Source organism: Streptomyces sp. NPDC059398 (assembly GCF_042751845.1).
Classification (GTDB): domain Bacteria; phylum Actinomycetota; class Actinomycetes; order Streptomycetales; family Streptomycetaceae; genus Streptomyces.
In genome coordinates, this window is the sequence record NZ_JBHYWP010000147.1 from 3,714 (window position 1) to 15,643 (window position 11,930).

General features: G+C 69.4%; 8 protein-coding genes. 6 read left to right on the plus strand and 2 right to left on the minus strand.

Annotated elements, in window-relative coordinates; translation table 11 throughout:
• The first annotated feature begins 100 nt into the window (after positions 1-100).
• The 5 genes from mtrB (at position 101) to ACFXBC_RS33205 (ending at position 6,854) form a co-directional block, all read left to right on the plus strand.
• Positions 101-2,020, plus strand: coding sequence for an MtrAB system histidine kinase MtrB (gene mtrB, locus ACFXBC_RS33185; protein WP_385033176.1), 1,920 nt, complete (start codon positions 101-103; stop codon positions 2,018-2,020).
• Positions 2,021-2,081: 61 nt separating this feature from the next.
• The gene (locus tag ACFXBC_RS33190; protein WP_385033179.1) at positions 2,082-3,947 is read left to right on the plus strand and encodes an LpqB family beta-propeller domain-containing protein; all 1,866 of its coding nucleotides are present in this window, start codon (positions 2,082-2,084) and stop codon (positions 3,945-3,947) included.
• Between the two features lie 221 nt (positions 3,948-4,168).
• A complete protein-coding gene (locus ACFXBC_RS33195) occupies positions 4,169-4,888 on the plus strand; it encodes a ComF family protein (RefSeq protein ID WP_385033158.1) in 720 nt (239 codons plus the stop codon).
• Between the two features lie 322 nt (positions 4,889-5,210).
• On the plus strand, positions 5,211-5,900 hold the full coding sequence (gene hpf / locus ACFXBC_RS33200) for a ribosome hibernation-promoting factor, HPF/YfiA family (RefSeq protein WP_385033161.1): 690 nt from the start codon (positions 5,211-5,213) through the stop codon (positions 5,898-5,900).
• A gap of 192 nt (positions 5,901-6,092) precedes the next feature.
• Entirely contained in the window at positions 6,093-6,854 is a 762-nt protein-coding gene (locus tag ACFXBC_RS33205; protein ID WP_385033164.1) for a response regulator, read from the plus strand.
• Between the two features lie 37 nt (positions 6,855-6,891).
• Here ACFXBC_RS33205 and ACFXBC_RS33210 read toward each other — a convergent pair whose 3' ends face one another.
• Positions 6,892-8,076, minus strand: a complete 1,185-nt coding sequence (locus tag ACFXBC_RS33210) for a winged helix-turn-helix domain-containing protein (RefSeq protein ID WP_385033167.1) — start codon at positions 8,074-8,076, stop codon at positions 6,892-6,894.
• A gap of 133 nt (positions 8,077-8,209) precedes the next feature.
• Entirely contained in the window at positions 8,210-8,785 is a 576-nt protein-coding gene (locus tag ACFXBC_RS33215) for a GNAT family N-acetyltransferase (RefSeq protein WP_385033170.1), read from the minus strand.
• A 279-nt stretch (positions 8,786-9,064) separates the two neighbouring features.
• On the opposite strand from ACFXBC_RS33215, the gene secA reads away from it, so the two are divergent.
• Positions 9,065-11,884, plus strand: coding sequence for a preprotein translocase subunit SecA (gene secA, locus ACFXBC_RS33220; RefSeq protein ID WP_385033173.1), 2,820 nt, complete (start codon positions 9,065-9,067; stop codon positions 11,882-11,884).
• The last annotated feature ends 46 nt before the right edge of the window (positions 11,885-11,930 follow it).

An 11,930-nucleotide genomic window follows, 5' to 3' on the forward strand; every position in this document is an offset into this window, starting at 1 on the left:
TGTGCGCGGCGGGGCGCCGCCCCCGCCCCGGGGGGGGCGCCCGCCCCCCCCCCCCGCCCCGCCCGGTGCGTCGGGCGGAGGGTCCGCGGAGCGTTTCGCGCTGGCCAAGTTCGGCGACCGGGTCCTGGAGGGCGGCCGGCTGCTCCAGGACGGGGCGCCCGGCGGTCCCGTACTGCGGCTCTTCGCGCGCTGGGTGCGCCGCCCGCTGCTTCCCGCGGTGCGTCTGTGGCGGCGGAACATCCAGCTCAGGGTGGTCGCGGGCACGCTGCTGATGTCGCTGGCCGTGGTTCTGGTGCTCGGGTTCGTCGTCATCGGCCAGGTCAGGAACGGGCTGCTGGACGCCAAGGAGAAGGCCGCGGTCAGTCAGGCCGCGGGCGGTTTCACGGTCGCCAAGGACAAGGCCAACGCGACGACGGTGTCCGACAGTGACTCCGGCGACCCCGGGGCCGCCAGCAACTCCCGCCAGTGGCGCACCGACCTGGTCGCCCAGCTCGCCAGCGGGGGCCAGGGCGCGTACAGCGTGGTCACCCTCGCTCCGGCGTCCGAGGAGACCGGAGCGGGCAACGGCGGGGAGCGTACGTCCGGGCAGGTGAGCCCCGACAGCGTCTCCGAGGAGCTGCGGAAGAACGTCGACCAGGGCACGGCGCCGTACAAGACGTACACGGACATCAGATACGCCGACGGGCGGGCGCCCGAGCCGGGTCTGGTGGTGGGCCAGCGGCTTGAGGACATCGACCACAAGCCGTACCAGCTGTACTACCTCTTCCCGCTCTCGCAGGAGGAGAAGACCCTCAGCCTGGTCAAACGGACCCTGGCCACCGCCGGACTGTTCGTGGTGGTGCTGCTCGGGGCGATCGCCTGGTTCCTGGTGCGGCAGGTGGTCACGCCCGTACGGATGGCCGCGGGGATCGCCGAGCGGCTCTCGGCCGGCCGTCTGCAGGAGCGGATGAAGGTCACCGGCGAGGACGACATCGCACGGCTCGGTGAAGCCTTCAACAAGATGGCGCAGAGCCTCCAGTCGAAGATCCAGCAGCTGGAGGACCTCTCCCGGATGCAGCGGCGCTTCGTCTCCGATGTGTCGCACGAGCTGCGCACTCCGTTGACGACCGTACGGATGGCCGCCGACGTCATCCATGACGCGCGCAGCGACTTCGACCCGGTGACCGCGCGCTCGGCCGAGCTGCTCGGCGATCAGCTCGACCGCTTCGAGTCGCTGCTCGCGGATCTCCTTGAGATCAGCCGGTTCGACGCGGGCGCCGCTGCGCTGGAGGCGGAGCCGATCGATCTGCGGGAGACGGTGCGCCGGGTGATATCCGGTGCCGAGCCGCTCGCCGAGCGCAAGGGCAGCCGGATCAGGGTGGTCGGTGACGAGCAGCCCGTGGTCGCGGAGGTCGACGCGCGGCGGATCGAGCGGGTGCTGCGCAATCTCGTCGTCAACGCCGTGGAGCACGGTGAGGGCAATGACGTGGTGGTGCGGTTCGGGGTGGCGGGGGGCGCCGTCGCGATCGTCGTGCGGGACTACGGGGTGGGGCTCAAGCCGGGCGAGGCGACCCGGGTCTTCAGCCGTTTCTGGCGCGCTGATCCGGCGCGGGCCCGTACGACCGGCGGGACCGGGCTCGGTCTGTCGATCGCCGTCGAGGACGCGCGGCTGCACGGTGGCTGGCTCCAGGCCTGGGGCGAGCCGGGTGGCGGGTCACAGTTCCGGCTGACCCTGCCGCGTACGGCGGACGAACCGCTGCGCGGCTCTCCGATACCGCTGGAGCCCGAGGACTCGCGGCGTGGGCGCGCGGTGCGGGCCGAGGCGGGGCGGCCTGCCGTGGTGCCGGCCCAGCCCGGCGCGGACCGCTCGCCGCTGCCGCCGCAGCCGCGTGCGGTACCGGCCGACCCGACGGCGCTGCCGGGCAGTGGTGCCCGGGTGGTGCCGAGGGCCGGTGACTGTGCGGCGCAAGGATCGGATCAGGCTTCGGACAGGGCTTCGGATCGAGCTTCGGACCAGGAGGACACCGCCCGTGGGCGATGATCGTGGGGGCAGCCGTGGCCTGAGGGGGCTGCGGACTTACGCGTGGCTCGGCTGCGGGGGCATGCTGCTGGCCGGCTGCGCCTCGATGCCGAACACCGGGGACATCGAGGCCGTCGACCCTTCGCAGCGCAGTGACTCACAGGTCAAGGTGTACGCGGTGCCGCCGCGCGAGGGGGCCGCGCCCGCCGAGGTCGTGGACGGTTTCCTGGAGGCGATGACCAGCGACGATCTGCAGTTCGCCACGGCCAGGAAGTATCTGACGAAGGAAGCGTCGCGCAAGTGGGATCCGGGTGCGCGGACCACGGTGCTCGCCGACGGGCCCACCCGCCGGGCGAATCCGGCCAATGACCGGGACGCGCCGCAGGTCTCCTCCACCTTCGAACTGAGCGGCACGGAAGTGGCCGTGGTGGACAAGCAGCACGCGTACCAGCCCGACAAGGGCACGTACCGCAACTCGATCCACCTCGTGCACCAGAACGGCAAGGAGTGGCGTATCGACGATCTGCCCGCCGGTCTGCTGCTCAGCCTCTCCGACTTCCAGCGCAACTATCACTCCGTCAACAAGTACTACTTCGCGGCCGGTTCCACTTCCGGTACGCCGGGGGCGTCCGGAACATCCGGGGTCTCCCGCACCTCCGCATCCACCGCGTCCGACGACACGTCGGGCGGGAACTGGCTCGTCGCGGATCCGGTCTATCTCCGCCAGGGCATCGACCCCGAGACCCGGCGGGATCCGCTGACGCAGACGGTCGCCTCGCTGCTGGACGGGCCGACCAACTGGCTGAGTCCTGTGGTGTCTTCACGCTTTCCGGCCGGGACAGCGCTCAAGAAGGGCGTCAAGACGCTGACGCTCGACGACCGCAATGGCCTGAAGGTGCCGCTCAACGAGAAGGCGGCCCGTGTCGGGCAGGGGCAGTGCAGGCAGATGGCGGCCCAACTCCTCTTCACCCTGCGCGATGTGACGTCCATGAGGGTCGAGCAGGTGGAGCTGGAGCGCGCGGACGGCTCGCAGCTGTGCGTCCTCAGCGCCGACCAGGCGCAGGAGTACGCACCCGACCGCACATCGGGCAGCCCGGCCGGAGAGTACTTCGTCGACGCCAAGGGGCGGCTGGTGCGGATGCAGGCCATCGGCGGTGACACCTCGGAGAAGACGGAGCCCGAGCCGGTCCCGGGACCGCTCGGAGCGGGCGCGAAGCCGCTGTCGACGGTCGCGGTGGCGCGCGACGAACGCCGGGCGGCGGGGGTGTCGAAGGACGGCGGCACGCTGTCCACCTCGTCGATCGTCTCCGGCGGGGAAGCGGCTGATCAGCTTTACACCAGCCATGCGAAGCAGGAGAAGGACCGTCTGTCGGCGCCGAGTTGGGACGGCCGGGGAGATCTCTGGGTGGCCGACCGGAACCCCGCGGATCCGCGGCTGCTGCGGTTCGCCGGCGGTTCGGGCGCGCCCCAGTCGGTCCCGGTCCTCGGGCTGGACGGTGCGCGCATCGCCGGGCTTCGGATGTCGTCCGACGGGGTGCGGATCGCGCTGCTGCTGACGAAGGACGGGCATACGACGCTCAAGGTGGGCCGGGTGATCCGGCAGGGGACCACCGAGAACCCGACGGTCTACGCCGTGGACGAACTGCGCCCGGCCGCACCGCAGATGGCGGATGTGACGGCGGTGTCCTGGGCGGGGCGCAGTCGCCTTGTGGTGGTCGGCAAGGAGGCGGGCGGGGTGCAGCAGGTGCGCTATATGCAGGCGGACGGTTCGGTTTCCGGGGTGAATCCGCTGCCGGGTGCCAACCGGATCACGGCTGTGGCCGCCTCGGACGACGACAGGCTGCCGCTGATGGCGCTCTCGGACGAGGACGGAATTGTGCGTCTGCCGCCGCGTGCGAATTGGAAAACCGTGGTGGAGGAAGGGAAGTCGCCGGTTTATCCCGGATAGCTGTCTGTCCGGGGACAGCGTCCGGATTGTGGTGGCGCGGGCGGCCGGCGGGTGCTCGCGATTGTTGTGAAAGGGACGCGGAAGGCAGGGGAACCGCTGCCCGGGGCAACAGTACGGAACAGTCCTCCGCGGTCGTCGTCGGTTATCCACAGGGGTGGCCGGATACCCCGTCGCTCGGCAGAGTGGATGTCATGCGGGGGTGGTGGCAGGAAATCTCGGAAGTGGTGCTGCCGAGCGCATGCGGAGGCTGCGGCAGAGTTCGTACGGCGCTCTGCGCGGAATGCGCCGAGGCGCTCTGCGGCGGTCCTGTGCGCAGGGCCAGACCGGACCCGGAGCCGGCCGGGCTGCCGGCGGTATGGGGCGCCGCGGGGTACGAGGACGCGGTGCGGGCCGTGCTGCTCGCGCACAAGGAGCGGGGTGCGCTGGGGCTGGCGGGGGTGCTCGGTCGCGCGCTCGCTGCCGCGGTGCGGGCGGCGGCAGGGCGGAGCGCGGGTGAGGGGACGCTGCTGCTCGTCCCGGTGCCCTCGTCCCGCGGTGCGGTGCGGGCCCGGGGCCATGACGCGGGCCGGCGGATCGCCCGCGCCGCCTCGGCCGAGCTGCGCAGGAGCGGGACGCCGGCGCGGATGCTGGGCGCGCTGCGGCAGCGGCGTGCGGTGGCCGATCAGACGGGCCTGGACGCCTCGCAGCGGCTGGCGAATCTCTCGGGTGCACTGGAAGTGGTACCGGGGGGCGTAGGGCTGCTGGACGGGGGCAGGGTGGTGTTGGTGGACGATCTCATGACGACCGGAGCATCACTGGTGGAGGCATCTCGTGCCGTACGGGCAGTGGCAGGCCTGGAATTCCCCGGAACCGGGGAGCCGGTGGCCGCGGTCGTCGCCGCGCCACCGCTGTCTTTCGAAAATAAACCGGAACTGATAGCTGACTTGCGTCGTTGCAGGTAGCGAGGGATAAAAACCACCTGAACGGGGGTACGCGTGAGTAGCGGGTGCCGAGACCCCTCCCAGCGAGCTATGTTCGGTTGTGAGGAATGGCGGAAGCTGTGGCTCACTTGAATACACGGACGTGCACGGCACTTTCCGGTTTCCGTCGGCTCCGTGGAAAGCCGGGGCTTGCGACGCCGGAGGCTGGTGCGGGTGGGGATCTTCCCGACGGGGGAGGAGGAGGTGAAAGTCACCAAGTCCGAGACTCCGGTACTCACCGGGGTCTGGTGCAAGAGGGAGCTGCTCCGCCGCTGAGCGGAGCGATCCGGGAACGGAGTTCTGCGTGGACATCGTCGTCAAGGGCCGCAAAACCGAAGTACCCGAGCGGTTCCGCAAGCACGTCGCCGAGAAGCTGAAGATTGAGAAGATCCAGAAGCTGGACGCCAAGGTGATCAGCCTGGACGTCGAGGTGTCCAAGGAGCCCAATCCGAGGCAGGCCGACCGTTCGGACCGTGTGGAAATCACGCTGCACTCCCGAGGCCCGGTGATCCGGGCGGAGGCAGCGGCAGGCGACCCGTACGCAGCGCTGGATCTGGCCACGGGCAAGTTGGAGGCGCGGCTGCGGAAGCAGCACGAGAAGCGCTACAACAGGAGGGGCGCCGGCCGTATTTCGGCAGCCGAAGTCGTCGACGCGGTGCCGGAAACGGCGGAGGTCAACGGCGACGGTGAGTTCATCGCCGACGTGACGCCCCAGACCATTCCGACCACGAGGATGGGTTCGCTCGAAGTCCAGGGCGAGGGACCGCTGGTGGTACGCGAGAAGACCCATGTCGGAGCAGCGATGTCGCTCGACCAGGCGCTCTACGAGATGGAGCTGGTGGGGCACGACTTCTATCTGTTCGTCGACGCGGAGACAAAGGAGCCCAGTGTCGTCTACCGGCGGCACGCCTACGACTACGGTGTCATCCATCTGACGACCGACCCGCTCGCCGACATGGAGGCGGCCGGCGCCGGCGGTGCGCTCGGCGGATGACGTCATAAACCGTCGCGGTGCCCCTGGCCGTCCGTACGCACCAGGGGCGCCGCCGTGCGGTGCAGATCGGGTTGGGGATCACCGTTCCGTCGTCCCGGCATGAAATCATGGCGGTGCGCGTCAACCGGGCTTCTGTGAGCTGCGGTTGGCGTCGTACATGAACTTCGGGCCCATGCTGCAGGGGGAGGAACGATGGCGGACCACTTCGGTCCCGCGCACGACCGGGACGAGGACCCCATGGACCATGGTGCGGCGGACCACGGCGGCCCTGACCACCGCGTGGCTCCGTTCAAGGAGCCGATCAGGGTCCTGGTGGTGGACGACCACGCGCTCTTCCGGCGCGGCCTGGAGATCGTTCTCGCCGCGGAGGAGGACATCCAGGTTATCGGCGAGGCGGGCGACGGCGCGGAGGCGGTCGACAAGGCCGCCGATCTGCTGCCCGACATCGTGCTGATGGATGTACGGATGCCCAAGCGTGGCGGCATCGAGGCCTGCACGTCCATCAAAGAGGTGGCACCCAGCGCGAAGATCATCATGCTGACGATCAGCGACGAGGAGGCCGACCTCTACGACGCGATCAAGGCCGGGGCCACTGGCTACCTCCTGAAGGAGATCTCGACCGACGAAGTGGCCACGGCGATCCGGGCGGTGGCCGACGGGCAGTCGCAGATCAGCCCCTCCATGGCATCGAAGCTGCTCACCGAGTTCAAGTCGATGATCCAGCGCACCGACGAGCGCAGGCTCGTACCGGCCCCGCGGCTCACCGAGCGTGAGCTGGAGGTGCTGAAACTGGTGGCCACGGGGATGAACAACCGGGACATTGCCAAGGAGTTGTTCATTTCCGAGAACACCGTGAAGAACCACGTCCGCAACATCCTGGAGAAGCTGCAGCTGCACTCCAGGATGGAGGCCGTGGTCTACGCGATGCGCGAGAAGATCCTCGAAATCCGCTGAGACCCCGCCGCGGAGCGGCGGACGAAGGCCCGGCCCGCTACCCGGTCGCGTCCAGCGCTCCGGCCAGGGCCGCTGCCAACGGGGCCCGCAGAGCTGCCTCGTTGATGCGCTCCACCCGTACGTCGGTGCATCCCACCCAGGCCGCCGCCTCGGCCAGCGCCTCGGCCATCGGCCGCACCGCCTTCCTGCTGTCCAGGGAGATCTGCCGGGCCACCAGGGTGCTGCCCTCCCGTGCGGGGTCGACCCTCCCCACCAGCTTCCCGCCCGCGAGCAGAGGCATGGAGAAGTACCCATGGATCCGCTTGGGCTTGGGAACGTACGCCTCCAGCCGGTGGGTGAAGCCGAAGATCCGGTCCGTACGAGCGCGCTCCCAGATGAGGGAGTCGAACGGTGAGAGCAGCGTCGTACGGTGGCGGCCGCGTAGCGGCGCGGAGAGCGCGGCCGGGTCAGCCCAGGCCGGTTTGGACCAGCCTTCGACACTGACCGGGACCAGCCCGGAATCCGCGACGACCGCGTCGAACTGCTCGCCCTTGAGCCGGTGGTAGTCCGCGATGTCCGTACGGGTCCCGACCCCCAGGGACTTCCCGGCGAGCGCCACCAGCCGGCGGACACACTCCAGGTCGTCCAGCTCGTCATGGAGCAGGGGGCCGGGGATCGCGCGCTCGGCCAGGTCGTACACCCGCTTCCAGCCGCGCCGCTCCGTGCACACCACCTCCCCGTACATCAGGGCGCGCTCGACTGCGACCTTCGACGCCGACCAGTCCCACCACTCCCCGCCGTTCTTCGCGCCGCCCAGCTCGGTGGCGGTCAGCGGGCCCTCGGCGCGCAGCTGCTTGATCACGGTCTCGTACGCCGCATCGGGCAGCTCGTGGTTCCAGTGCGGGCGGTCGCGGTAGGCGCGGCGGCGGAAGGCGAAGTGCGGCCACTCCTCGATGGGCAGGATGCAGGCCGCGTGCGACCAGTACTCGAAGGAGCGGCCCCCCGACCAGTACGCCTCCTCGACGGTCCTGCGTCCGACTGCGCCCAGCCTGGCGTACGGGATCAGCTCGTGCGAGCGGGCCAGGACGGAGATGGTGTCCAGCTGCACCGCCCCGAGATGCCGCAGCACCCCGCGCACACCGCCGCGCCGGTCGGGCGCGCCCAGAAAACCCTGGGCGCGCAGCGCTGTACGGCGGGCTTCGTCGGCGGAGAGTTCGACGGCTGGGGGCGGTACGGGAGTCATGCCCCGAACGATAGGCCGCCCCACTGACAACCGGGCCCGGCCGGGGAAAACGGAAGCGGATCGGCAGATCGACCGGAGGCTGCCGGATCTCCATGCGGGGCTGCGGGCACACCGGGGCGCGCGGGCACGCCGTTCACGGACCCGCCGGCAGGTAGGCGTGCTCCGCCGGCAGAGCCAGGTCGGAGGGGAGTATCGCGCCCAGCCAGGCATCTCTGCGGGTGCCCTTGTTCAGGAGGTCGGCGCGCAGTGTGCCCTCGACACGGAAGCCGGCCTTCTCGGCCACCGCCCGTGACCCCGTGTTGCCGACCTCGGCCCGCCACTCCAGACGCTCCACGCCCAGCGTCGTCAGCGACCAGTGCGTGAGCACCGTCACGGCCTCGGCCATGTAGCCGTTTCCCCGGTGCTCCTTCGCCATCCAGTAGCCGATCTCCCAGGTGGCGGCCCTGCCGCGCTCGAACACGGAGATCGCACCGATCAGCCCGGCGTTCGTGCGGTCCAGCACGGCGAAGGCCAGGCTGGTGCCCGTCCGCCAGCCGTCCGGGACGATCTGCCCGGTGAAGCTCTCCGCGTCCTCGCGCCGGTACGGGGAGGGGACGACCGTCCAGCGCTGGATGTCCGGGTCCTGGCAGGCCCGGAACACGGCCTCGGTGTCCGCGGGGGCGAAGGGGCGCAGCAACAGCCGCTCTGATGTCAGCGTGACGGGTTCCATCGGGCGATTCTGCTGCCCGTTCCGGGCAGGTGCCATGGCTTTTTCGGGTTCTCCCGGCACCTTCCGGACGCCCCGACCGTTGTCCTGAGCGGCGGGCCTCCCGGCGCGGCGGGGTCCTCGCTTACGATGGCCGTTGCTCTACCCCGGTTTGCCGCGTGAAAGTAAGCCGGGCTCCCTGGTCGGTCAGTTTCTCCGGCCCGGGTCCTGGGGTAGCACCCCGGGAGGTTCAGCCAGTGAACTCGACCGCGCCAGGCCCGACCGGCAAGGAGACCAACCCCCGTGTCCGTCTTCAACAAGCTCATGCGTGCAGGCGAAGGAAAGATCCTGCGCAAGCTGCACCGCATCGCGGACCAGGTCAACTCCATCGAAGAGGATTTCATCAACCTCTCCGACGCCGAGCTGCGGGCCCTCACCGACGAGTACAAGGAGCGGTTCGCCGACGGCGAAAGCCTCGACGACCTGCTGCCCGAGGCCTTCGCGACGGTCCGTGAGGCCGCCAAGCGCGTCCTCGGCCAGCGTCACTACGACGTACAGCTGCTGGGCGGCGCCGCCCTGCACCTCGGTTATGTGGCCGAGATGAAGACCGGCGAGGGCAAAACCCTGGTCGGCACGCTGCCCGCCTATCTGAACGCGCTGTCCGGCAAGGGCGTTCACCTGATCACGGTGAACGACTACCTGGCCGAGCGTGACTCCGAGATGATGGGCCGGGTCCACAGGTTCCTGGGGCTCGAAGTCGGCTGCATCATCGCCAACATGACCCCGGCGCAGCGCCGTGAGCAGTACGGCTGCGACATCACGTACGGCACGAACAACGAGTTCGGCTTCGACTACCTCCGCGACAACATGGCGTGGTCCCAGGACGAGCTCGTCCAGCGGGGCCACAACTACGCCATCGTCGACGAGGTCGACTCGATCCTGGTCGACGAGGCCCGTACGCCGCTGATCATCTCCGGCCCCGCCGACCAGGCCACCAAGTGGTACGGCGACTTCGCGAAGCTCGTCACCCGGCTGACCAAGGGCGAGGCGGGCAACCAGCTCAAGGGCATCGAGGAGACCGGCGACTACGAGGTCGACGAGAAGAAGCGCACGGTCGCCATTCATGAGCCCGGTGTCGCCAAGGTCGAGGACTGGCTCGGTATCGAGAACCTCTACGAGTCGGTGAACACGCCGCTCGTCGGCTACCTCAACAACGCGATCAAGGCCAAGGAGCTCTTCAAGAACGACAAGGACTACGTCGTCATCGACGGCGAAGTCATGATCGTTGACGAGCACACCGGCCGAATCCTCGCCGGCCGCCGTTACAACGAGGGCATGCACCAGGCCATCGAGGCGAAGGAAGGGGTGGACATCAAGGACGAGAACCAGACGCTCGCCACGATCACCCTGCAGAACTTCTTCCGGCTCTACGGCAAGCTCTCCGGCATGACCGGTACGGCCATGACCGAGGCCGCCGAGTTCCACCAGATCTACAAGCTCGGTGTCGTGCCGATCCCGACGAACCGGCCGATGGTCCGCATGGACCAGTCCGACCTGATCTACCGCACCGAGGTCGCCAAGTTCGACGCGGTCGTCGAGGACATCGCGGAGAAGCACGAGAAGGGCCAGCCGATCCTGGTCGGCACCACATCGGTCGAGAAGTCCGAGTACCTCTCGCAGCAGCTCTCCAAGCGCGGGGTGCAGCACGAGGTGCTCAACGCGAAGCAGCACGACCGGGAGGCGCCGATCATCGCGCAGGCCGGCCGCAAGGGCGCCGTCACCGTTGCGACGAACATGGCGGGCCGCGGTACCGACATCAAGCTCGGCGGGAACCCGGACGACCTCGCCGAGGCGGAGCTGCGCCAGCGCGGTCTGGACCCCGACGAGAACGTCGAGGAGTGGGCCGCCGCCCTGCCCGCCGCACTGGAGAAGGCCGAGCGCGCGGTCAAGGCCGAGCACGACGAGGTCAAGGACCTCGGCGGGCTGTATGTGCTGGGCACCGAGCGCCATGAGTCGCGCCGTATCGACAACCAGCTGCGCGGCCGTTCCGGACGTCAGGGCGACCCGGGCGAGTCCCGCTTCTACCTCTCGCTCGGTGACGACCTGATGCGGCTGTTCAAGGCGCAGATGGTCGAGCGCGTCATGGCGATGGCCAATGTGCCCGACGACGTGCCCATCGAGAACAAGATGGTGACCCGGGCCATCGCATCGGCGCAGTCGCAGGTCGAGCAGCAGAACTTCGAGACGCGTAAGAACGTCCTGAAGTACGACGAGGTGCTGAACCGCCAGCGCGAGGTCATCTACGGCGAACGACGCCGGGTCCTGGAGGGCGAGGACCTGCACGAGCAGGTGCAGCACTTCATGGACGACACCATCGACGCGTACATCCAGGCGGAGACGGTCGAAGGGTTCGCCGAGGAGTGGGACCTGGACCGTCTGTGGAACGCGTTCAAGCAGCTCTACCCGGTGAAGGTCACCGTGGAGGAGCTGGAGGACGCGGCGGGCGACCGGGCCGGGATCACCGCCGAGTTCATCGGTGAGTCGATCAAGGACGACATCCACGAGCAGTACGCGGGCCGCGAGGAGCAGCTCGGCTCCGAGATCATGCGTGAGCTGGAGCGGCGCGTGGTCCTGTCGGTGCTGGACCGCAAGTGGCGTGAGCACCTCTACGAGATGGACTATCTCCAGGAGGGCATCGGCCTCCGTGCCATGGCGCAGAAGGACCCGCTGGTCGAGTACCAGCGCGAGGGCTTCGACATGTTCAACGCCATGATGGAGGGCATCAAGGAGGAGTCCGTCGGCTATCTGTTCAACCTGGAGGTCCAGGTCGAGCAGCAGGTCGAGGAGGTTCCGGTCGAGGAGACGGCGGAGCGGACCTCGCTGGAGAAGGACGCGGTACCGGCGGGTGCGGCTGCGCGCCCGGAGATCCGCGCCAAGGGCCTGGAGGCCCCCCAGCGGCCCGACCGGCTGCATTTCTCGGCTCCGACCGTGGACGGTGAGGGCGGTGTCGTCGAGGGCGACTTCGAGAACGAGGACGGGCCGTCCCGCTCCGAGGCGGACGGGCTGACGCGCGCGGAGCGCCGTAAGGCACAGAAGGGCGGCGGCCGGCGCCGCAAGAAGTAGGGGCCGCGCGGCGCCAGCCGCTTGCTCCAGGGGCCGGGCCCGGTAC